The sequence below is a fragment of the Selenomonas sp. KH1T6 genome (genome assembly GCF_900108415.1).
Classification (GTDB): Bacteria; Bacillota; Negativicutes; order Selenomonadales; family Selenomonadaceae; genus Selenomonas_B; species Selenomonas_B ruminantium_A.
Genome location: NZ_FNWN01000017.1, coordinates 1 through 23,646, shown reverse-complemented (window position 1 = coordinate 23,646; position 23,646 = coordinate 1). Strand labels below are relative to the sequence as shown.

The 23,646-nt window shown below is 44.6% G+C and carries 22 protein-coding genes; 15 read left to right on the top strand and 7 right to left on the bottom strand.

What is annotated here, in order from left to right; genetic code table 11:
* Positions 1 to 20: 20 nt before the first annotated feature.
* From BLW59_RS10745 to BLW59_RS10730, 4 genes are all read right to left on the bottom strand, one after another.
* Complete coding sequence (locus tag BLW59_RS10745) at positions 21 to 479, bottom strand: M23 family metallopeptidase (RefSeq protein ID WP_139283644.1); 459 nt, start codon at positions 477 to 479, stop codon at positions 21 to 23.
* Complete coding sequence (locus BLW59_RS10740) at positions 476 to 1,528, bottom strand: ParB/RepB/Spo0J family partition protein (protein WP_074697777.1); 1,053 nt, start codon at positions 1,526 to 1,528, stop codon at positions 476 to 478. The genes BLW59_RS10745 and BLW59_RS10740 overlap by 4 nt, the downstream gene beginning before the upstream one ends.
* Positions 1,529 to 1,545: 17 nt before the next feature.
* Positions 1,546 to 2,697, bottom strand: a complete 1,152-nt coding sequence (locus BLW59_RS10735; RefSeq protein ID WP_318258505.1) for a ParA family protein — start codon at positions 2,695 to 2,697, stop codon at positions 1,546 to 1,548.
* 75 nt (positions 2,698 to 2,772) lie between these two features.
* A complete protein-coding gene (locus tag BLW59_RS10730; RefSeq protein WP_074697776.1) occupies positions 2,773 to 2,958 on the bottom strand; it encodes a hypothetical protein in 186 nt (61 codons plus the stop codon).
* Positions 2,959 to 3,162: 204 nt separating this feature from the next.
* Here BLW59_RS10730 and BLW59_RS10725 point away from each other — a divergent pair, with 204 nt between their 5' ends.
* The 13 genes from BLW59_RS10725 (at position 3,163) to BLW59_RS17755 (ending at position 20,651) form a co-directional block, all read left to right on the top strand.
* Positions 3,163 to 3,609 (top strand): helix-turn-helix domain-containing protein, encoded by a 447-nt coding sequence (locus tag BLW59_RS10725; RefSeq protein ID WP_074697775.1) that lies wholly within the window; start codon positions 3,163 to 3,165, stop codon positions 3,607 to 3,609.
* 531 nt (positions 3,610 to 4,140) lie between these two features.
* The gene (locus tag BLW59_RS10720) at positions 4,141 to 5,448 is read left to right on the top strand and encodes a replication initiation protein (protein ID WP_074697774.1); all 1,308 of its coding nucleotides are present in this window, start codon (positions 4,141 to 4,143) and stop codon (positions 5,446 to 5,448) included.
* 225 nt (positions 5,449 to 5,673) lie between these two features.
* Complete coding sequence (locus BLW59_RS10715) at positions 5,674 to 6,507, top strand: ParA family protein (protein ID WP_074697773.1); 834 nt, start codon at positions 5,674 to 5,676, stop codon at positions 6,505 to 6,507.
* Complete coding sequence (locus BLW59_RS10710; protein ID WP_074697772.1) at positions 6,500 to 7,624, top strand: ParB/RepB/Spo0J family partition protein; 1,125 nt, start codon at positions 6,500 to 6,502, stop codon at positions 7,622 to 7,624. The genes BLW59_RS10715 and BLW59_RS10710 overlap by 8 nt, the downstream gene beginning before the upstream one ends.
* A gap of 34 nt (positions 7,625 to 7,658) precedes the next feature.
* Positions 7,659 to 8,216, top strand: a complete 558-nt coding sequence (locus tag BLW59_RS10705) for an AAA family ATPase (protein WP_074697771.1) — start codon at positions 7,659 to 7,661, stop codon at positions 8,214 to 8,216.
* 61 nt (positions 8,217 to 8,277) lie between these two features.
* A complete protein-coding gene (locus BLW59_RS10700) occupies positions 8,278 to 8,880 on the top strand; it encodes a DUF1819 family protein (protein WP_074697770.1) in 603 nt (200 codons plus the stop codon).
* 10 nt (positions 8,881 to 8,890) lie between these two features.
* Positions 8,891 to 9,445 (top strand): DUF1788 domain-containing protein, encoded by a 555-nt coding sequence (locus BLW59_RS10695; RefSeq protein WP_074697769.1) that lies wholly within the window; start codon positions 8,891 to 8,893, stop codon positions 9,443 to 9,445.
* A 19-nt stretch (positions 9,446 to 9,464) separates the two neighbouring features.
* Positions 9,465 to 13,031 (top strand): BREX system P-loop protein BrxC, encoded by a 3,567-nt coding sequence (gene brxC / locus BLW59_RS10690; protein ID WP_074697768.1) that lies wholly within the window; start codon positions 9,465 to 9,467, stop codon positions 13,029 to 13,031.
* A 14-nt stretch (positions 13,032 to 13,045) separates the two neighbouring features.
* The gene (pglX, locus tag BLW59_RS10685; RefSeq protein WP_074697767.1) at positions 13,046 to 16,702 is read left to right on the top strand and encodes a BREX-1 system adenine-specific DNA-methyltransferase PglX; all 3,657 of its coding nucleotides are present in this window, start codon (positions 13,046 to 13,048) and stop codon (positions 16,700 to 16,702) included.
* Between the two features lie 21 nt (positions 16,703 to 16,723).
* Positions 16,724 to 16,978, top strand: a complete 255-nt coding sequence (locus BLW59_RS10680) for a UPF0175 family protein (protein ID WP_074697766.1) — start codon at positions 16,724 to 16,726, stop codon at positions 16,976 to 16,978.
* Positions 16,971 to 17,459, top strand: coding sequence for a DUF3368 domain-containing protein (locus BLW59_RS10675; RefSeq protein ID WP_074697765.1), 489 nt, complete (start codon positions 16,971 to 16,973; stop codon positions 17,457 to 17,459). Before BLW59_RS10680 ends, BLW59_RS10675 begins: the two co-directional genes overlap by 8 nt.
* Positions 17,460 to 17,461: 2 nt before the next feature.
* Positions 17,462 to 20,068, top strand: coding sequence for a BREX-1 system phosphatase PglZ type A (gene pglZ / locus BLW59_RS10670; protein ID WP_074697764.1), 2,607 nt, complete (start codon positions 17,462 to 17,464; stop codon positions 20,066 to 20,068).
* Between the two features lie 157 nt (positions 20,069 to 20,225).
* Positions 20,226 to 20,651, top strand: coding sequence for a hypothetical protein (locus tag BLW59_RS17755; protein ID WP_175463407.1), 426 nt, complete (start codon positions 20,226 to 20,228; stop codon positions 20,649 to 20,651).
* An 80-nt stretch (positions 20,652 to 20,731) separates the two neighbouring features.
* Here the strand turns inward: BLW59_RS17755 and BLW59_RS10660 are convergent, their stop codons facing one another.
* A complete protein-coding gene (locus BLW59_RS10660) occupies positions 20,732 to 21,553 on the bottom strand; it encodes a hypothetical protein (protein ID WP_074697763.1) in 822 nt (273 codons plus the stop codon).
* A 151-nt stretch (positions 21,554 to 21,704) separates the two neighbouring features.
* Positions 21,705 to 21,872 (bottom strand): hypothetical protein, encoded by a 168-nt coding sequence (locus BLW59_RS17750; RefSeq protein ID WP_175463406.1) that lies wholly within the window; start codon positions 21,870 to 21,872, stop codon positions 21,705 to 21,707.
* 157 nt (positions 21,873 to 22,029) lie between these two features.
* Between BLW59_RS17750 and BLW59_RS17745 the strand changes: the two genes are divergently transcribed.
* Positions 22,030 to 22,206, top strand: coding sequence for a hypothetical protein (locus BLW59_RS17745; RefSeq protein ID WP_175463405.1), 177 nt, complete (start codon positions 22,030 to 22,032; stop codon positions 22,204 to 22,206).
* Positions 22,207 to 22,404: 198 nt separating this feature from the next.
* Positions 22,405 to 23,217: a hypothetical protein gene (locus tag BLW59_RS10655; RefSeq protein ID WP_139283643.1), complete on the top strand. Its 813-nt coding sequence runs from the start codon at positions 22,405 to 22,407 to the stop codon at positions 23,215 to 23,217.
* Between the two features lie 221 nt (positions 23,218 to 23,438).
* Here BLW59_RS10655 and BLW59_RS10650 read toward each other — a convergent pair.
* Positions 23,439 to 23,646 (bottom strand): transposase (locus BLW59_RS10650; RefSeq protein ID WP_139283642.1); only part of this gene is annotated, 208 nt, incomplete at its 5' end.

The window sequence follows — 23,646 nt, the reverse complement described above, 5'->3', positions numbered from 1 at the left end:
CTTCATAAAAGCGACAGAAATCATTTCCATAAGTCCAGAGGATTCACGTACTGATACGAACCATCTTCCCCTCTGGCAATAAGCTCCAGATGCAAATGCGGACCCGTCACGTTCCCGGTGGCTCCCACGGCTCCAATGACCTGCCCTTGGCTGACACAATCACCGCCATTCACATAGATGGCCGACAGGTGGGCATATCTCGTGTAGGCATCCACTGCCGCATGGTAGAGCATAACCTGATTGCCGTAGCCATCGCCGAAATTGCCGCACTGGACAACCTGTCCATCCCAAAGAGCCGGAACGCCGGAACCTGTTTCATAGCCCAGGTCTATACCGGCGTGAAATTTCCATGTGCCGGTGAGAGGATGAACCCGCCAACCGAAAGGGGACGTTACAGGCAGGTCTGCCGCCATGGCAAGGCTGGACATCCCTGCCATAATTGCCACAAACAGGACTGCTATCCTTCGTTTCAGGCTCATAACATGGCCTCGATGGCAAGGGCAGCGGCAGCCCTTCTCAAATCCCAGAGAGCAGCCCCGGCATTATCTTCCATCGCCTTGGCCTTTTCCATTTCCCCCTCAGCTTCCTCCAGAAGCCTCTCTAAGCCCTCTTTTACCCACTGCCTAGCCTGTACCTCCAATTTTGCCATATCGACGCTTTTGGAGGCTGTCAGGGGCATTTTAGGGCTATCTGTGACTTTGGGGAGCTCTTCAGTTTCCCCCTGACAGTCAGCCACGGGTTCTGGCATGACCTCTTCCGCACATGGTTCTTCTTGAGGCTCTGCCTCGCTTGGCCTGTCTTTTCCCTGCACTTCTGCTACTGTACCGGCATTTTCCCCTGTTTTCAGCCCCGCCAAGTATTCACGCTGCTCTGATTCTGGTTTATACGCCAACTCCGACAAAGCGGTATAGCTGATAAGATTGTCTTCAAAAGCCTCTCTTGCCTCCGGCACTAGCTTCTCCAGGACGGTAATACGCTGCAATGAGCTTGGGGATATGCCCAAAAAGCTCTTAGCAAAGTACATCCTGAAATTTTCCGGCCTGTCGCTTTCCTGCTCCCAGCACTTCCGGGCTATAGGCTTCAGCTTCTGCACCTCATCCAGCTTCTCGAAAGGTGTCTTATCCCGGTAGTCATTGGCACAGATGATGTTTATCGTCTCTATTTCCTCAGCCGTCAGAAATCCCCGATTACCCAAATCCTCTCGAATAATGCAAGGTATAACGGCCTTATCTATTTCCCCCTGCTCCAGCCGGTAAAGCATGGCTGCCCGCCGTCTTTCCCCGGAAATCAGGGTATACTTTCCCGGTTCATCATCACTGGCCACTACTTCAAGCGGCGTGATGTGGCCGGATAGCCTTATTCTGGTGGCCAGCTCTTCAATTTCCCGAATCCCATAGAAGTTCTTGCTGTTGGGCACAATATCATGGGCATCAATCAGCTGCACCTCATAGGCACAATCCCGCACCGGCATATCTGCATTTCTCTGATTGTCCAATATGGCCAGCAAGTCACTTGAATATCTTTTCATCCTTCCATCCCTCCAACCTACAACGCTACACCCAGATATTCCTTAGAGAAGTCGAATATATCCCTAGCAATCACACAGCTGGGCGAGACTTCGAAAATGCTCTTCTTGCCCTGCCTCGCCACATTGAGGAAATTCTTGGCTTCCTTGTTGGCATAGTGAATCTTGGTTCTAAACACCGGCAGATGCCTATTCTTCATCTCGTCAATGCACTGGTAGACTGCCTGATGGCCGCTGAAAGCGTTTACCAGAATGCCCGAAAGATTGAGGCCTTGATTAAGCTTCTTCACCTGCTTAATCTGCCCCATAATCTCCTTGGCACCGGCCAGACTATCCTTTTCCGGGAAAGTCACGATGATAACATCATCGGTGATGGATAAAGCGTTCAGGACGGACATGTTGATGTCGGGAGGATTGTCGATGATGCAGAGGTCATAGTCCTCAGCCACTTCCTGCAGAGCTTCACGGAGAATTACAGCCTCATTGCAGCTCCCCCCCTGCATCAGGCGGGCATTGGCTTCAATCAGCCCCGTATCAGCTGCTATGAGGTCTATGCCCTCATAGCGGGTACGCTGGATAACCTTACGCACCGACACATCCCCCATGAGCACGTTGGCAATGGTGCCATACTGCCGGTCTGCCTCAAACCAATCGGAAGCATTGCCCTGCTTGTCGTTGTCGATGAACAGGATGCGGATGCCGCTGTTCATTAGCAAAGAAATGGCGTAGGCAAAATTGGTAGACACCGTTGTCTTGCCCACGCCACCCTTGAAGTTTATAAAACTTACGGTTCGCATTTTCTCATGTTCGCCGAAGCATTCAGTTTTGTCCAATGTTGTTTCTGGTAAATTCCCCTTTACCACATAGGCTTCCAGCTTTTCATGCAGTCCCTCAAGATAATCCAGAAGCTTTACAATCTCTTTTGTTTCCGTTGGCGAATACTCCACAGCTGGAAGTATCATAGCAATCTGTTTAAGAAGTTCCTTGGAATTATTCTGGTATTTGCATACCAGCTGCCCAAGGCGTGATATGTCATTGACTTCGATAATCTGCTCAAGGCTTTTGCAACGTTCAGCCATTTTCACATAAAGCTGCTGCATTTCCTCGATGGATAATTCGCCCAGCAGGGCATTTTCTTCAAGGCCAAAATCTGCCATCCCTTTTTCGGTCATAAAGTAATCCCCTCCATCCGTTTTATAAACAGCGACTATTTATTCTGCTATTCTCATAAAACATCAGACAAAAGATTAGGCATTCGCACGATTAACTATTTCATCAAGATTGGCATTCATGGCCATGATGTCGTTCATGGTAGCCACGCCGATAATCATGTTGCTGAAAGCCTTGAGCTGTTCTGGATTCAGCTTTTTCAGGTTCGCCAGAATTTCTTCTGCCTGTTTTTCCTTCTCCTTGAGTTCATCCAAATCTGACATATCATTGCTCCTTTTTATTTTTTTATTTGTATGATAAATTTTACAACAATGATTTATTTAGGACAATAGGAATAAACCATTTTTAATTAAAAAATAATCCAGGCTTAATCTGTCTTTAATTTTCAGTTGGTTGTATATGGATTACCTACTCCATCGACAGCCCGAGCTAATTGATTTATGTAATTTCAAGATGGTATAATGTCAATGGACACTAGCGAAAATATAAGAGTATTCCTTAGTGACAAAATTGAAGATAACAGAATAACATGTGAGGTTTCTAGAGTGATTAACGGTGAAAGAGTCCGGGCTGTTCGCAAGCAGCTTGGACTTAGTCAGACGGAGTTTGCAGCCAGGATGGGCATGACACAAGGATACGTTACAAATATTGAGCGAAATATACGTGAGGTTAACTCCAGACTTGCAAAGCTCATTTGCGATACTTACAGCGTATCTGAGACATGGCTTGTAAGCGGTGAGGGAGACATGTTTCAGGATAACGAGCATCTGATGCTGGCCAACCTGATGAAGAAGCACAAGCTTAATAGTGCTGAAGCAGCTTTGATGGAGGCTTTTTTCAAACTTACGGCTATTCAGAGAGAAGCTGCTATGATTTATCTGTACCGTCTGCTCAAGCAAAGAAGACGTATGTAATGGCTGAGAGAATGGGGCAATCCTTTTGCATTTAAGGATTACCCCATTTTTTTAAAACAGGAAGGACAACAACAACAAAACAGCGAGAATAGTGTCTACTGTGAGAGAACGAAAGTTATCCACAGGAACAAGCTCTGTTTGTTGTTATTTGTAATAACTTTGTTATTGTTTTGTTGGCACCCCGCCAGCCCTTATGTATCAAGGCTTAGCGGACACGAAACCTAGCAAAATAAATATCTAAACCTAGCAGATTAAATATATAAACCTAGCAAAATAAATAAAAAACCTAGCAGATTAAATATCTGTGAGCCATAACCTAGCAAAATAAATACGTAACCTAGCAGATTAAATAACAAACATAGCAAAATAAATATTGAATTATGGAAAGAATAGCATTATAATAGGGATAAACCTAGCAAAATAAATATCTAAATGACTAATTATGTGGTGCCATATTTATTGTGTTAGGTTTTGGGATAGTTCTGGGCACGATATATTTATTTTGCTATGTTTCATGAAAGGTGGGTCATAATGGGGACACCTAAGCCTCTGCCACGGGAGAAGGACGGCCTATGGCTAACGAAAGATAACAAGCTGATAATGATGCACGGCAATATGACCGTGACAACATATAAAATCACCAATTACTTCTTGTATAAGGCACAGCAAGAGAACAGGCTGGATAACCTCTCTGTGGATGCGAAAACCATTGTCGCAGACTGCAATATAAAAAACACGAATTACTCAAAGGTGTTGTTCGAAGAATGCAAGAAGGTGGCTATAACACAGATTAGCATGATGGATGACGCAGGAAATTGGCGGATTAGACAAATAATTCCGAGTATGACATATGAAAATGGGATACTGACTGCATATATAAATCCGCAGATGGCTCCGTACATACAGGGATTGACAAAAAACTTCACTAAGGCGGATATGCTAATTGCAAATAAATGTGATACATATTCGGCGTTCAAGATGTACGAGATATGTAACAGTTGGATACGAACTGGTTATGCGTTTTATTCCATTGATGAATGGCGGGAATTGCTAGGGGGAACTTCTTATGATAGCTTTTCAGGCCTCAAGCAGAGGGTGATAACCCCAGCTATTGATGTGGTAAATAGGTGTACAGACATCGAGATAACACCTGAGTTTATCAAAACAGGACGAAAAACAACCCATATGAAGGTATTCATAAAGAAAAAGCCATGCCTGTTGGCAGCAGTGGAGACAGCAGAAGTCAATGAACCTGTTGTTACAGTTGACGAGGAAGAAGTATCTGCAGCGAAGAATGAGAGTGCTTTCTCCCTGATAGAGATTGACACCATCAGGGCTATGGTCAAGGATTTTCGCCAGAAAAAGAAAGATGCCGAAGCCTATGTCAAGAACTATGGTGTAGAATACTGCAAGGAGCAGATGGAATATGTTAGACAGGAGGATAAGCGACAGAAATTAAAAAGAATTGGCGGGTACTTTAGAAAAGCCATGGAGGGAGACTACGCCGGAAGCAAGCAGATAGACATAGAGGCCGCCAGAGCAGAGGAAAGAGAGCATAGGGAAATCCAAGAATGGAATCGGGAAGCTGCTTCCATGAACAATCTAATTGAAAACTCTGGTTCTATGACAGAAGATGAATTGGTTAAAAATATTTTACAAGAGCATCCAGAAGTGGCTAGTTTATATCAGGCACTTGGTATAACTGATAAAAAAATTGCTAGATGGATTGAAAAATATTCGGAGGTATTATTGCTGAAGCTGGGTATTAAGATGCAAGGGAAGTCTGGTATAACGGCTGAATACATTGAGGCAAACTTAAACATTAACGAAAAGAAATAATGCTGGTGATATTATATAAGATGCCCAGTGTAGTTGATTTAACGAATGCAAATCAACTACACTGGGCATCTATTTATGTCTGTCTATATAATAATTGATGTGGTCACATTTTTACAAGGAGTATTCGGGACCAATTTGGTCCCGAATAAAAAACATAGGTATTTGAATGTAAAAAACTATTCGCTGTGTTATAATAAAATAAAAAACATTCTTGGAGGTGTCATAATGGCTAAGGTCATTTGTGTGGCGAATCATAAAGGTGGAGTAGGAAAAACCACAACAACAGCTGCATTAGCTTATCTATTCACGAAGTCTGGTAAACGAGTATTGATGATAGATGCTGATGCACAAACAAATTTAACGCAGACAATGGGTGTAGCTTCCGATGGCAAGAGAGACATTCAATCGGCAGTTATAGCTAAAATCATGAATGTGCCTGTGCCAGTGGAGGCGTTTATATTGCCTACCCAGTATAAAAACATAGACATGATACCGGGGTCACTGCTTATTGAGGATGAGAGCTTTCTGAGCAGGGTCAGGGACAGCAAGCTTAATGAATCTATCAATCCGTGGGTTGAGTTAATGGATTCATTACAAGCATTGAATAACTATGATGTGATAATTATGGATTCTCATCCGTCCATTGGGCTTGATACATTGCTTCCTATGCAGAGTTGCGATTATATACTGGTTCCCATGGAGGCTGATGAGAGAAGCGTAGCTGGCTTGTCACAGGTTTATCAGAATATTGTTAAGAGCCGTCGCAGAGCTAATCCCAATATTAAATTGCTTGGCTATTTCTTTAACAAAGTAAAGGGTAATACAAGTAGTGCCAAAGACTATATTCCCTCCGCTAGGGCAACTATACCTAAAGCGTTGGCTAACCTGAACGGTGGCGTGGAGGAAGGTGTCTTCTTTGAAACAACCATAAGAGATAGTGAAGATGCCAGAAAGTCTGTAAACTTCCATTGTGCTGTCACAGAGAGGTTCCATAACAAAAAGATATCTGCTGATTTTGAGAAGTTGTATAAGGAGATAACGGAGGTTCTTTATGAGTAAGAATAAACAGCAAGTGAGTATGTCAGCATTTGCTCAGCCAAACGCCTATGATGATGTGAGCAAACCAACCTTTGATGCTGACTATTGGAAACAGCTGGCGGTTACAGGCAAAGAAACAGTTGCTCCTATATCTGCAGAGGATAAGCAGAAATCTGATGAACAACTTAAACAGATAGAGCAGCTCTATCCCAAGTATCACATGGAGCAGGTAGAAATAACGAAGTTAATCCCAGCCAAAGAAGAATGGAACTTCTTCCCAAAGCAGGATAAGACCATTATGACAGAGCTTATGAAAAACTTGGTGGCCTACGGACAGCTTTCACCTGCTCTGGTTTGGAAACAGGTGAATGGGACATACATGATACTTGGCGGTCATACAAGATACCAAGCATTTAAGGCTCTGCATGAAATCTTCACAAGCGAAGAAGGCAATGACCCGGTGATGGCTGAACGCTTCAGCACCATGAATTGCTATGTCTATGATTATGAAGAGCTGGATGATGTAGAGGCTCGTAAAATCATTATTTTTGACAACATCATCCGCAGAGATAACACAACGGCCATCAAAGCTCAGGCTGTAATCAACATGAACCGTCTTGAACTTGATTCCAGAACTACTCGTAAACCCAGCGAGCAAAGGGAGCGTATCATGACCAGCATAGCTAAGGTTATGGGAACGAGTGAAGGGTCAGTAAAAAGGTTATATCAGCTCCGTACTTTGATTGCTGAGTTCTGGCCGCTGGTGGATGGAACAGGTGAAGATAAGATTACTACCCAGGCAGCCAGGACTTTCTCGCTTCTCTCCGAAGATTTGCAGCGTTATATTTATAACAATCATCTGTATAGGAATAAGCTCACTGCAAATAGTATGAAGCTGCTTTCCAAAGCTACTACCGTGGATGAGGTAGACAATATATACACTTCGCCACAGAAGTATGTAATAACAAGCAAATTGGAAGTGTCTAAGGAGCCACCTTCTGATTATGAGACAATAATGTTTGTAGCATCCAAACAGGAAAAGGAAATAATCAAAGAGGGACTTTTGAAAATAATAGAGAACCCACAGATATCCGAAGATACAAGAGAGCTTATTAAAAGCATAATGACAGCTGAGTAATTGTGATTTGAAGATAGGTGGCTAGGTGATGTAATTGGCCATAACTAAAATAAGTTTAGATAACTTTGTTGTGTTCAAGCATACAGAGGTGCTGCCATGCCCCGGCGTTAATGTTTTCATTGGGAAGAATGGTGTGGGGAAAACCCAGCTTATGAAAGCTATCTATGCCAAGATGATGTCGGATAAGGACAAGAACAGGTTGCTGGCTGAATACTTCAAGCGTGGAGGGACCAGCTATGAACTAAACAGCGGCCTCGGCACACAGCCAGCATCCATACAGATAGAGAAAAGCACTGCTGACAATAAGGCAGTGTTTTTGCCTGTCAAGGATATGCTGCCCCATGCCAAGGGGTTGGAGTTATCCCGGCACAAGGTGCAGATTTTTGTAAGTACGCATAATTATCTTTTTGCTACCTACTTCGATGTTCGCCGTCAGCAAGCGGATAAGGTGGCCTATCATTCCCTATACATGGAGGAGAACAATGTGGGCTGTGAAACCAAGGAGCATTTTGACGATTTGCAGCATAACACCATCATGGAGGCTTATAATGCCCTCTTGGAGGAAGTCTATGGATTGCAGGTAGGAGATTGATGCAAGAAGATATTTTGGAAAGGCAGATGCAGGCCATAATTGAAACTAAGTGAGGTTGAATATGATTGCAGCAAATAGCTACAGTGCCAGCTTGACCCGGGAGCAGTTCCTGTTCAGTGAAACACGCATCGTGGCACAGCTGATGGACAAGGGGCTGGATGAGGCGGCAATTTACGAAAAGATTGCCGCAGAGAATCTGTTCCAGCTGCCCACGGAGAAATCTGTCCGCAGCCTGATTCGCCCCTGTGTACGCAGATTGAAGGGGCTGGAGGATGACGAGGCTGTGCATATCATCGCCACCCAGACGGCACAGACTGCCCGCCAGCTGTGCCTCTATGCCATGATGCGGGACAGCCGTCTGGTAGCTGAGTTCATGGTGACGGTGGTGGGAGAGAAATTTCGGCAGCATAATCCCAATTTCAGCCGGGGCGATGTGAATATCTTCTTCCTGCAGTTGGCCGAGCAAAATGAACAGGTGGCAGCTTGGAGCAATTCCACAATAGGAAAGATTGGCAGTGTCCTGATGAACATCTTGGTGCAGAACGAGTATCTGGCAAATGCGAGAGCCAAAGAGCTTCAGCCTGTCAGTTTGGCCTCACAGGTGGCTGCGGTAATCAAGAGAAATCATGATGAGTGGATGCTGCCAGCATTCAACGTAAACTAGAGGAAAGACTATGAGCAATACAAAAGCAAAGTTGGATGAGATTCGTCAAATGATGAACAGTCCCAAGACCATCGAAGGGTTTGGCCTCTCCAATGAAGAAAATATACATATATACGGCTATCACCCGGAAGATGAGCAGATAGTCCGTCATTTCGTGAAGAAATTGCAGGAAGCAAAGCTGTACTGCAATTTGAAGGTCTTTGACCTCTATGAGATTTTTCTTTCCATCTGCGAGAAGAAGAAAATCACGAAGGTCATTCCCAAGCTGGAAGAAAAGAAGGGGTCGAAAGGCCTCTTCCAAGAGATTCAGAAATTTGCTACAGTGGACGCCTTTATCAACGAAATGAAATATGAACCCCATGGGAAAAAAGATGTAATCCTCATCACTGGCATCGGCAGTGCTTTCCCCTTTATGCGTATTCATAAGCTCTTGAATGCCATACAGCCCTATTTTTCCAACATGCCCATCTTTGTGCTTTATCCGGGAGAATATGATGGTCATGAGTTAAGGCTGTTCAATTGCCTGAAGGCTAATCCCTATTATCGTGCCTTCAACATAAAATAATCAGAGAGGACAGCAAGTCATGGAAATAAGAAATATATTTGAGAAAAACATTACACGTCCCATCAATGGCGTTATCAAGGTTGACCAGAAAGATGCAGACATCATTGAGCAGGAACTGGACGAGTATGTCATAACTGATGAACTCCGCAAGCACTTCAAGGCGTTCTTCAAATACTACTGCCAGGCCTATGACAATCCCACGGCAGATATGGGCGTGTGGATTTCCGGCTTCTTCGGCAGTGGTAAATCTCACTTCCTGAAAATGCTGTCCTATCTGCTGTCAGACAAAGAAGTGAAGGGCAAACGTACCTCAGAGCGTTTTATCGAAAAGCTCAAAGAGGTGCCGGAGCTGCAGCAGGAGATACAGAAGTCTGCTACAGGCCATACGGATGCTATCCTCTTCAACATCGACATTGAAGGCCCCAGCGACAAGACCAAAACAGCAGTGCTGCGGGTCTTTGCCAAGATGTTCTACAATCATCTTGGCTTCTACGGGGAAGATTTGAAGACTGCCCGGTTGGAGCAGTTTGTGAGCCAGCAGGGCAAATGGCAGGAGTTCTGTCAGGTCTTTGAGGAAGTCCACGGGGACAGCTGGAAGGAATCCCGGGATGTTTTCGCTTTCCTTGAGGATGACATCATCGAGGTGCTGGGCAAGGTACTGGGTATGAGCGAGCAGTCTGCCCGGGACTGGTTCAACGGTACGGAAAAAGCGGAAATCAGCATTGCCCAGCTGGCGAAGGAAATCAAAGCCTATGTGGATACCAAACCTGAGGACTATCGTCTGCTCTTTATGATGGACGAGGTTGGGCAGTATATCGGCACAGACACAGATATGCTGCTGAATTTCCAGTCCCTGACAGAAAAGCTCGGGTCCGAGTGTGGCGGCAAGGTATGGGTAATTGCCACCGGGCAGGAAGCTCTGGATGAAGTGGTGAAAGTTCGTCAGGACGAGTTCTCCCGTATCATGGCCCGCTTCAAGACCCGCCTTTCCCTGACCTCATCCTCTGTTGATGAAGTAATCCAGCGGAGAATCCTTGCCAAGAACGAAGAAGGCAATGCCGCTTTGGGAGAGGCATACAAAAAGACCAAGGCCTCTCTGGATAATCTCTTCATGTTCAAGGACACCCCGGCAGACCTGAAGGGCTTCAAGAACGAGGAAGTCTTTGTGGCAAACTATCCATTTGTGCCCTATCAATTCCCCCTCTTGCAGAAGGTTTTCTATCAGGTACGGAAAAAAGGCAATACCGGCAAGCACTTGGCCGGGGGTGAGCGTTCCATGCTCTCCAGCTTCCAGGAGGCGGCTATCCAGATAAAGACAAGGGACGAGTATGCCCTGGCTCCCTTCTATCGCTTCTATGACACCATGCGGGGCTTTCTGGACAGCTCCATCAACCGGGTCATTGACCGCTGCGAGAAAGCGGCTCAGGCAGAGGAAGGACTGGAGCTTTTCGATGTGGATGTGCTGAAATGCCTCTACCTCATCCGCTATGTGGAAAATGACCTGCCGGGCAATGCCGATAATATCATGATTCTTATGGCAGACAGCCTTGACCTTGATAAGGTAAAAAGCCGCCAGAAAATCAATGCTTCCCTTGAGCGTTTGTTGAAGCAGAACTATATTGGCCGCACCGGGGATGTGTTCAAATTCCTCACCGATGAAGAGCAGGACATCCAGCGGGATATTGACGGTACGGACGTGGACAGTAGCAAGATAACTGAGCAGATTGGCAAGCTTATCTTCGGCGATATTTATACGGCTAAGGGCTATCGCTATGACATAAAGGATTTCTCCTACATCAAGATGGTGGATGACCTGACCATCGGCGGCAATCAGGGGGATATCCTCATCCAGTTCCTGACCAGTGCTTCCAACAAGACGGACAGCGAACTCAGTCTGATTACCGAATCAAAAGGCCGGGCTATCGTAGTGCTTTCCCCCGATTCCCGCTATTATGACCTGTTGGAAGAGGCCATGCGTATTCGCCAGTATGTGAATATCAATGCCGGAAAAACAAGGTCAGCCAATGCCGTAGGCATCATTGCCATTCAGGAGGCCAATGCAGCCAAGCTGGAAGAGCGTGTGCTGGAGGAACTGGCCACGGCTATTGAACAGGGCATCTACTATGTGGATGGGGAGAAGATAAGCACCCGTGCCGGTGATGCCAAGAGCAAGATAAATCAGGCCTTTGAATATCTGGTTACTCATCTCTACAGCAATTACAATCTCCTGGTACGTCATGTAGAAACCAACGAGGAAATCACGGATATCCTCAAGGGAGCTTCCCAGCTGTCCCTCTATACAGGCAAAGAGGAAAATGCAGCGGCTGCCCAGAAGATAGAAGATTTCTTGGAACTGCGGCTCCAGCAGAAGCAGAATACCACCATGGGAGACATTCAGAAGCGGTATCAGGATGTGCCCTATGGCTGGCGTGAAATAGATATTGCCGCCTGTATGGCCATCCTCATCTACAATCAGAAAGTGACCGTGAAATACGGTGGCGATACAGTCAGAGCCAGCGACCCCAATCTCATTGACTATCTGCGGAAACGCACTGAGATAGGCAAGACCCAGGTGCAGAAGCACAAGCTCATGAGTGCCCAGAAAATCGAGGATGCAGTGAGCTTCCTCGAAGAGTATCTGCAGCTGATGAGCATACCCAAGGACGAGAATGGCTTGGTGGAATTCATCATCGAGAAGTTCAAAAGCAGGAAGCAGCATTACAAGGAGCTGCTTATTCGCTACACCGGCTACCATGCGGTGAAATATCCGGGGCAAATGGTACTGGTGAGGGCCAGCGAGCTGCTGGACAGGGTCCTCTCAAAGCAGACGGATAACATCACTCTGGTGGATGAGCTTTTGTCTGTCCGTGATGATTTTGAGGACATCATGGACGGCCTTGATGATGTGGAATCCTTCTTCGACAGTCAGGTGGGGCTGTTTGACGAGGCCTTTTTCTTCGAGCAGAACATGACCCGTGATATGGATTATCTGGAGGAAACCCCGGAAGCTATTGCCTCTCTGAATAAAATCCGGGCCATTCTGCAGGTGCCCCCTACACAGGAATATGACTACAGCCGCATCCATCAGCTGACCGGCCTGATTGCTGAGGTCCGCAAGGCACATGAGGCTTTGCTTGAAACATACAGGGCAAAGAACTATGAAGTCATCAACCAGTGCATGAGCAGCATCCATGCTGCCGGTGACAACGTGGCCTATGTGAAGGAGCAGATTGAAGCAGCCAACAGCTATTATCTGAACCAGCGGAAAAAGATAGAGGCCAACAAGAGCATCTTGGAGCTGCAGGGCGTAACTCAGGGGCTGTTTGATTATCAGGATAAGACTGTCAGAAGCATCAAGAGCACAATTCGCAGCCATGAGGAAAAAATTAAAAAAACGGAGGATAAGGAAAAAACTCCGAAGCCAGTGAAGCCTGTAACGCCTCCCAAGGCCAAGACTATCTACCGTCAGGCCGCTTTCCCGGCAGTTACACTGCGGTCTGTGGCAGATATAGAGCGTTATTTGAATAAGGCCAAGAAAGAGCTGGAAGCCCAGCTGGCGGCAGTAGACGAAATCAAGATAAGATAGGGGTATCATGTACCATGGATAAGAATAGAATCAAGAAATTTGCCATCTGGGCGAGAACAGAGTTAATAACGAGGGTCACACAACGTGCCTACTTCTACGGTGTGGATGGGGAAAGCAAGGCAAACCCCGAGGCCGGGGAGATAAATGGCCGTCTTCTCACCGAGGATGAACGCCGGAAGAGAAGGAAACTTGTCCAGCGGGTGCAGGAGAAAGGCTTCCAGCCGGTGATGGAGGAAGCTGCCTATACATGGTTCAACCGCTTCGCTGCACTCCGCTACATGGAGGTCAATGGTGTTCTCCCCACGCGGGTACGGGTATTCTCCAGCCGTGAAGGTGCCTTTGCTCCACAGATTCTTGATGAATGTCTGACCATGGAAAATCTGGAGGGCTTGGATAAGTCTGTCATCTTCGACCTGAAGGAAAAGGATGCCACGGAAGAACTCTATAAGTATCTGCTAATTACCCAATGCAATGCCTTGGGGAGCATCCTGCCGGTCATGTTCCAGCAGATAGAAGACTACACCGAGCTGCTGCTGCCGGACAACCTCTTGCGTGAGGGCAGCGTTATACATCAGCTGGTGACGGAGATTGATGAGGAAGACTGGCGGGATGCCGTGCAGATTATCGGCTGGCTCTACCAGTATTACAACAGCGAGCCGAAGGATGCCGTCTTTTCGGCCTTGAAGAAGAATATTAAGGTCAGCAAAGAAAACATACCCGCTGCCACCCAGCTCTTCACCCCGGACTGGATTGTGCGGTATATGGTGGAGAATTCTCTGGGACGGCTCTATATAGAATCGAAGATTGGAAAGGGCAAGAGATTTGATGGAACCATCGTAGCTGATGGTACATATACATTTGGCGATTGGACTGCACAGGAAGTAAGGCAATATGAGAAAGATACAGCCAATCGCATGGAATGGAAATACTATCTGCCAGAAGCTATGCAAGAGCCGGAGGTAGAAAAAGAACTTTTTGCCCTGCGGTCTGCTCGTGCCGACCTCCGTCCCGAGGACATCAAGATAATTGATCCCTGCATGGGCAGCGGCCACATCCTCGTGTACGCCTTCGATGTCTTGGTGCAAATCTACAAGGACGCAGGGCACCGTGAGAAAGACTGCCCTGAGCTGATTCTGAAAAACAACCTCTTCGGCCTTGATATTGACGATAGAGCCTACCAGCTGGCCTATTTCGCCGTGATGATGAGTGCATGGCGTTATAACCACCGCATCCTGACAAAACGCATCGAGCCGAACCTCTGTGCCATTCAGGAGAGCAACGGCCTTTCCAAGTGGTCAGAGCTGACCTTGGACATGAGCGGTGAACAGCAGCTGAACCTTGATAGCCAGTTCGTGCAGCTGGCTGATGAGCTGATTGAGAAGTTCCAAGATGCAAAGGAATATGGCTCCATTTTGGATGTGAAGGACAAGGACTATGAGGCCTTGCTGACCTATGTGAAGGATATGCAGGAGAGTAGTGTCCTTGACCTGTCTATGGCGGCCTGGCTGGGAGAAGTGGCTGAGAGACTGCCCCAGCTGGTGAAACAGGCGAAGATTATGGGGCAGAAGTATGATGTGGTGGTTACGAACCCGCCGTATATGGGCAGTAATAATATGTCGGATGGTTTGTCTAAGTTTGTAAGAAAGAAATATCCGGCTAGTAAAAATGATTTATTTGCATGTTTTATAGAGAGATGTGGTGAAATTTCAAGGCAAAATGGGTTCATTGCAATGATAACGCAACATACATGGATGTTTCTATCAAGCTTTGAAAAATTACGACAAAAGTTGCTCCAGAAAAACTTTGTTAATATGGTTCATTTAGGAGCAAGAGCCTTTGAAGAAATAGGAGGAGAAGTTGTACAGACGACAAGCTTTGTTATTGCTAATGTGCATATCGAAAAGTTCCTTGGGACTTATTCAAGATTGGTTAATCTAATGACGCAAAGAGCAAAGGAAATATCTTTTTTAAAAAGAGAAAACATATTCCTTTATAATCAGGAAAATTTCAATATAATTTCTGGAACTCCAATAGCATATTGGGTGAGTGAAAAACTTCTTAATATTTTTGCCGATAAATCTATTGATTCGCAGTCTAAGGCTTGTATAGGAATGCGTACTGGTGACAATGAAAGATTCCTTAGGCTATGGTTTGAAATAGATAGTAAAAAAATGTTGTTTAACGGTGATTCGGCTAATGATGTTATCGAAAGTGAAAAAAAATGGATACCTTATAATAAAGGAGGGGAATATAGGAAATGGTATGGAAATCAAGAATATGTAGTTAATTGGGAAGATAATGGTTTTGAAATCAAAGAAAATACAAAAAAAGTATATCCTCAATTAGGTGACAATTTAGGATGGAAAATTAGCAATGAAGCATTATATTTTAAGCCACATATTTGTTGGACAGATATAACAACAAAAGGATTATCTTTTAGAATATTTCCTAATGGATTTATATTTGATGCATCAGTGAATGTTGTTTTTACAAAAGAAGATTATTTTACCTTAATTTCGTATTTGAATTCTAAGGTGGTAGACAATATAGCACAGATTCTAAATCCTACACTACATTTCAAACTTAATAATTACAATAGTATTCCTATGTTAATTAACTGTGATGAAAAAGTAAAAGAAATATCAAAACAATGTGTTGATATTTCAAGAACTGATTGGAATTCTTATGAAACAGCTTGGAATTTTAAATATCATCCTTTACTTAATAATTCGCATTTAATATCTGATGCTTATGAGAATTATAAAGAAGTTGCTAATAGTCATTATAAATTACTCAAATCCAACGAGGAAGAACTCAACCGCATCTTTATCGACATCTACGGTCTATCCGAAGAACTGACCCCAGAGGTGGCTGAGAAGGATGTTACCGTGGCCCGCATCTATGACACCAAGGACGATATTCCCGACACTATGAAGGGGAACAACTATGTCCTCACCAAGGCCGATGTGGTCAAATCCCTCCTTTCCTACGCCGTGGGTTGTATGTTTGGCCGCTACTCCCTTGACGAGCCTGGGCTTATCATGGCAGGTGGCGAGCTCGACCACTCAAAATATGAAACCTTCCAGCCGGACGAAGATGCCATCATCCCCATCTGTGACGATGAATACTTTGAGGACGATATGGTGCAACGTTTCTGCATCTGGCTCAAGGCTGTCTTTGGCGAGGAACACTACCGGGAGAACCTGCAATTCATCGCTGACGCTCTGGAAGGCAAAGGCACCCCGCTGGAGACTATCCGCAGCTACTTCCTCAACGACTTCTACACCGACCATTGCAAACGCTATCAGAAACGGCCTATCTACTGGCTCTTCGATGCCGGGAAGAAGAACAGCTTCAAGGCACTGGTCTATATCCACCGCTACGACAAGGACACCATTGCCCGTATGCGTACCGGCTATGTCTACAAACAGCAAGAACTCTACAAGACCCGCATCGAAACCACCCAGAACCGCATAGACACCGCAGCCAGCCAGGCCGACAAGAACAAATTTAAGCGTGACCTGAAAAAGCTCCGGGAGCAGTTCGACGAAATCCACCTCTACGAAGAAAAAATCCACCACTACGCCGACCTCCGCCAGGAAATCGACCTCGATGACGGCGTGAAGCATAACTATGCTTTGTTTGGGGATGTTTTGGCCAAGATAAAGTAACTTGTGAAAGAAGGTAGTAAAATGTGCCAGATTGCTCTTGATATACCAGAAGCAGTATTATATGACATCAAGATGAGTAAAATAGAAGCGGCAGCAGAAATAAGGAAGATGGTAGCTCTTCAGTACTATGTGAAACATGGTGTATCCTTAGGCTATTGTGCAGCTATTGCCGGAATGGACAAAGAAGAGTTCATCCATTATTTAAGTGATAATAAGATTTCTATTTATCAGTTTGATGATAAGGAAGAATTTTTAGAGGAAATGCAGAATGCGTAAAGTAATATCCAATACCACACCCCTTATTGGCCTAGCCGACATAGGCTGTTTCGATGTCCTGCAAAAGCTATACGAGGAAATTATGATACCTGCTGCAGTCCTTGAAGAAGTGAAGAGCGAACCTGCAAGAACGCTTGTCAGAAACAGTGACTTTATCCACGTATATCCTGTTAAAGATAGCCAGTCACGCAAAATGTTCAGCTCCAGACTTCATGCTGGAGAAGTGGAAGTGATGCTATTAGCAGAGGAAAAACAGGCTGATTTGCTGATAATGGATGATAATGCTGCCAAGAAAACAGCGAAATTTTTAGGATTTAAGGTCACTGGCACTTTGGGTATTTTGCTAAAGGCAAAAAAAGAAGGCCATATCAATGCTATAAAACCATTGGTGGAAAAGTTACAGGAAACGGGCTTTTATGTAAGCCCAAAGGTAAAGCAGTATGTTCTCGAAGAAGCAAATGAGCTTGTAAATAGGGGTTAATCATGGATATAGCGGAAATCATAGAAGAGCTGAATCAGAGATTTTCTCGGCCACTAAGGGAATACTATCAGCGGCATATCATCTTTTGGCAGGACCCGGAGGGGGAGTTTGCCGATGACATAGATTCCTTGCAGCTGGATAATGCGAAGATACTGAAGCTCACGGGGAGCAATCAGTTTTTGGCCAAGAAAATACTCTCACATGATGACTTGGAGAGCAACTATCTGGTTTATGTACCCTTTGCCTATGAAAATCTGGAGGACAACTGGCTGCTGGATATCGAATTGGCCAGCACCCCATTCCGTGCTGACCTTATCTCCATGTGGATGGATGAGGTTGGCCTGCCGGACGAGGTTTCCTATCGGAAACTCTTGAAGCAGTATCGTAAGTTCTTCAATGCCAGGGAACGTAGACAGCAGTTTAAGAGCATCAGTCAAGGGGAGTATTCACCGTCCAAATTCATGCTCTGCATGATGGCTGTGTTGGTGAAGAGCAAGACCTGTGAGGCCGGAGATATTATGCGTTCGGTCTTTTCTGCCGGTCTAGATATGGATAGCAACGAGGCCTATCAGAAGCTCCATGCCCATGAGCTGACCGGGATTTTCTGGTCAATGGTGCGGCAGATTACGGGCTATGATGAGAAGGAAGAGAGCAACCTGTCCCGACTGCTTCTCCATTTGTTTGTGACGGCGGCCAGCCGGGTACTTCCAAGCCGTGCCTTCAAAGAGATAGAATCCCTGCGAGGCGAGGGCTTTGAAACCTATGCTTTTGACTTCGTGTCAGAGTGGATGCACGGTGTGCGGAGGCGGGAATTCCTGCCGGTGGCACAGCGGGCAGAGGAATCTTTGAACATTGCCCACCGCCTCAAAGGTCTTTCTGTAGAGGAACTGGGCAGCTTTGACCTGCTGCCTTGCGTGGATGGCGTTATCATCGAACGGCTCTTGCAGGATGCCATCGACAACCTTGTGGCAGCAGATACGATTTTGCAGGTGGTAGAGCGGCGGCGTTCTACTTTCTGGTATGAAGAGTGGGAACATCTGTATGACGGTCTGGTGCAGTATGGCCATATGGCGGTATTTGCTGAGGTTCATGGGGCTGGCTTCCATTTGACTAATCCCAGAGAAATCTGGAAAGCATATACCAGTGACTATTACCGCATGGATGGTTACTATCGGAAATTCCACGCTGACTTTGCTGAGATTCTGGGGATGCACTTGCCGTCAAGTTTGGATGATGCCTACAAGCAGCTGGCCGAACTGGTGGAAAATCAGTATGCCAATGGCTATTTGGCGGAGCTTGGGGAGAATTGGACAAAGAACATTGCCCATGACCTTTCCGAGCATGGCAGGATTCAGGAGATTTTCCCGCAGGATGAATTCTACAAGCGTAAGGTGGCTGGAGAGAAATACCGTATCTTTGTCATCATTTCGGATGCTATGCGGTATGAGGTAGCGGCAGAGTTGGCCGGTGGCTTGGAGCGGGAGATTCCCAGCGAGGTGAAGCTGGAGAGTTGCCAGTCCATGTTCCCCAGTATCACCAAATTTGGCATGGCAGCCCTGCTTCCCCATGAAGAACTGACCGTAAAGTTGGAGGGCAATGGCAACTTGTCGGTATTGGCAGATGGTCAGTCTACCGAGGCCGGGAACCGTGATACGGTGCTGAAAAACGCCAATGCCAAGAGCGTAGCTTTGAAGGCCTCTGAGCTGAACCTGATGAAACGCAGTGAGCGTTCGGCACTGGTGAAGGGCATGGAGGTAGTATATATCTACCATGACACCATAGATGCCGCCAGCCATACGGATGACAAGAAGGTCTTCACCGCTTGTCAGGAGGCTATTGACGAGCTGAAAAATCTCGTGCGTATCATCGTCAGTGAATTCAGCGGTACCAATATCATCCTGACCGCTGACCATGGCTTCCTTTATACCGCCAGACCGCTGGCAGAAGACAGCAAGGCCAGTAGCGGCCTATCCAAAGAGCATATTTTGGAGCTTTCCCGCCGCTATGTCATTACAGACAAAGAGGCCAAGGCAGACCATCTGCTGGCAGTCAATTTCATGCAGGGCAGGTCTGATTTCAAGGGTTTTGCCCCCAAGGAACAGATAAGGCTCAAGGTCAAGGGCTGTGGCCTGAACTTCGTCCATGGCGGCGTGAGCTTGCAGGAAATGGTGGTGCCCATCCTCGAATTCAAACACATCCGCTCCGATTCGGCAGCATACAGAAAGAACCGTGAGCAGTATGCCATGAAGCCGGTGCAGGTAAAGCTCCTGAGTTCCGGCCACAAGGTGAGCAACATGAACTTCGGCCTGAATTTCTATCAGGTGGAAGCCGCAGGCTCCGGCTTTGTCCCGGCAAACTACGATGTAAGCTTCACCGATGCCTACGGCAACGCTGTCAGCGATGTACAGCGTATCATAGCCGACAAGGTAAGCCCCGAAACCACAGACCGCACCTTCCGTGTGAACTTCAATCTCAAAGCTGGAGACTACAGCCGCAGTGCCCAGTATTTCCTCGTCATCCAGAATGAGGATAACGGTGAAGTGGTGCAGAAGGTAGAATTCCAGATTGATACGGCTTACCAGAAGGACGAATTTAACTTTATGGAATGATTTATGAATGAGACTATCTAAGCAAGGAGCTGAAACTAAAAAATCCAATTTTCATTAGTTCCAGAGGATATGAAAGAGGCTATTTTTGCATAAAATATCAATCTGTGATAGAATTTGTTGGGATTAATTTTACAGAACGATTTTGGGAGGGTCCAGATTGGCTACTACTACAAAGAAAACATCTACTGTAAAAAAAGCTGCAACTGCTACCGCCAAGAAGGCTGTGAAGTCTGTGGCAAGCAAGGTTGTTGAGGCTGCAACTACAACTGCTGCTACGAAGGTTGCGGCAAAGACCACTAAGAAGACCGCAACGGCCACCAAGAAGTACGTCTATGTATTCTTCAACTGCAACGATAATAAAGATGCGACTTCCATGAATATCCGTTACAACAATGAAGCCTTTGCAGATACCGTTGCGGGCAGAAAAGCTCTGTTGAAAAAGGTTGAAGAGGAAGTGGCTGCTGGTCGTGTGAATATGTCAGATAAAGAGGCAGTGAAGAATGACATCCTGAAGGGCGAGCCTACGGATGCAAATGGTAAGCTTCAGTATGGTGACATTGAGCGACTAGTGGTTTCAGCATAATAGCTCTTTCATCTAAAAAATCACGTCAAATAGCCCACTACAGCATAATTTATGTCATAGTGGGCTATATTTTGATTGAATTATTTTTCAGGTTCTGCAGAAACTCCAAAAGCTAAACCATATCCGAAAAATACCCTTTTGAAATAGGTGAAATTACCGTGAGCTGTGTCGGTATCCTTGGCCCATTCACTAACTTTGTTATACAAATCTAGTCCTTTTGCGATGTCGTCAGTATTTGCATTTTGGTCTATTGCCAGAATAGCAGCATTGTAAGCAGCAAGGGCAAATAATAAGGTGGTGCGTACATCTTCTCCTTTTTGTCCTGCAATGTATGCGATAATGACTATTTCCTTAATTTCGCCTGTACTTTTGTCAATCGTCTCCTTCATGCCAATTTGTAAGTCATTGAATGTATATTCAACAATATCATCTAATGGCTCATGTCGTAATACTGGAATCCCCAAAATAAGATGGTTTTGATTCACATTTTCAAAAGGTAAAATAGACAGGTATTCATTATATTTTTGCTGAAATTCTGTAGGTGTGATGTGAAGCGTTGGCACTTGTGCAGGTGATTCGCTGTAAGGTTCATCAGCTTTTTCTTGTGTAAAATCCTTTGGTTCTGTTAGGATGTTAGTCTCTTCTATAGTCGCTGGTACAGTTATATCATCATTGTAGGATTTTACTGAAGACAAACAGTAGATTGTAAGGAGAAAAGAGGATACTGAAATTATAATTGTTATGATTTTTGAAGGATTTAATTGTAAAACTGGATTCGTGTTATCATACGGTTCGCCGGTTGATGGTTTTGGTGGTTTTATCTTTGGTTTGCTCTTTTTACGAAATAGGATAATGAGGTATATCGAGCTTATAAGAAATATAGTGACAAATAGATAAATCACGATAATTACCTCACATTCACAGGAGTGGAACAATATCTGCCATTATGATTTCTACATATAGCGTTTGTTTTCCTTCTCCGTGCATATGATGTATGTAATAATACCCCCAAGAAAGTGAAGGATTCACAGACTTGGGGGTGTTATTTATGTTTTACATGATAATGGTCAGTATGCTCCAAAGGAGGAACCAGACAAAGGCTATGCCGGTGCCGAATGAAAATGCTGCTAGAGAAAGTTTTATGTAGCCACGTATGTCTGCGGTTCTTTTGGCTTGACATGCCGCCAGGACAAGCTGAAGGTGCTGTTCGTTGGTATTCATTTTCTGTTCCTCCCTGTCTTTATATATCTTGAATATAGGTCAATTATATAAGAAATGTATATACATGTCAATACTTGTATATACATTTATTTTCGGGTAGCAGACACAAATTTGTGGTATAATGTGTGTATATACATGTCAATACGGAGGAAACAGTATGGCTACTAAATCAAGCGATGTTATGATGTCGATACGATTGCCTAAGGAACTTAGGGATTCTTTTGCCAAAGTATGCGAGGACAAGAATCAGACGGCCTCTAAGGTCATCAAATCCTTCATGGAAGAATATGTGAAAAAGGCCCAGGCCGACAAGGGGAATGAGGCCAGGTCCTAAAGCGTCCTTAATAATATTTACGAAGAAAAAGCAATGGGATATATAGCTAAAGATTTTCTTTGCCATCGGATATTTTGCAATATGTAGAGTATTGTGATAGATTTTTTCAGGGGGTATTTACAATAATGAAATTTAAGGTGCAAAATAAAATGGCTAATACGAAAATCTGATGTGAAGAAAGGATAGTGCTTCAAAGTAATGCTTAGATATGGACATGGAGCAGGTGGCGTACACTTAACACACTTTACAGCTAATATAACAGGTAAAGAACAAAGAAAATTATGTAAAGAACGGATGGCGAAACAGCGAGAGGATGCTAAAAGAAATGTAAACAATGGCCTAGGTTTTACTGATGCAAGAACCATAAGATTTAGAAATAAGATAAAGAATTTACAAGCTTCTATACAACAAATTAAAAAGAATAATAGGAAAAAGAGAAGCTTAAAAAATGAAGAAAAGATTAAACAGAAAGAACTTCAAATCAAGAAGTTAAAAGAACAGTTAAAAGAAGTATTAAATAATGCAGTAAAAAAGATTTCATATCACAAAAAAACTGATAAAAAAGGAAATATAATAGAGGAAATAACAGATGAATATGGTTATAAAAGGATAAAGAAAAATGGACATGTTGTAAAAATAGAAAAAGTCATGAATGCAAGTAAGCAAACAAGTAAGAAAACTGGCAAGAAGAAATGCTCTATCTCTTCCAATGCACAAAATAATCAAACAAAAAAAGGATTAACAAGCTCCAAAGAACATAAAAATAGTACAGGAGACAATATTAACTCTAGCCTTAAACGGGAATATGAAAATAAAATTTCTGTCAAAAATTCCTCCCAAAAGCCTTCATCTAACAATTCTAGCACAAGAGGAAAACAAAAAACAATTTGCAAAGATTGCGTTTTTATGGAGTTAATAACATTCCAATGTAAGGTTTTCCGTAATTCTTGTATGGGGAAAAAATGCGGTAAATATAAAAAAAGCCGAGGATTATATGGTATAGTACAGTAATATATCGTAATGAGAAGTAATCCTATTCTCTTTCTTTCAAAAGGGACGAGCCCCCGCTCTTGAAGAGCGGGGGCTCAGCTATTTTGAGGCTGTCCCAAATTCTGTGTAAACTCCATATCGTGATGTAAAATTGTTATTAAAACAAGAGGTTTAAGCCCTTGTCACTAATACCAACCATATTTCTCTCTGCACGTCAAGAAATCCTTGAACGTGCAGATTTTTTATTCCGGAAGCCTGTCTTCATAATAGACGGCCAGCTGGGCATGGATAATGCTCCAATCCTGGCGGCGGCCTGTCCATTTCTTCGTTATGTCCATCATGGCAAGGTAGAGCATTTTCAGCAAGCTGTCATCTGTCGGAAATACGGACTTGGATTTCGTCACCTTGCGGAGCTGGCGGTTGAAGCCTTCTATGGTATTGGTGGTATAG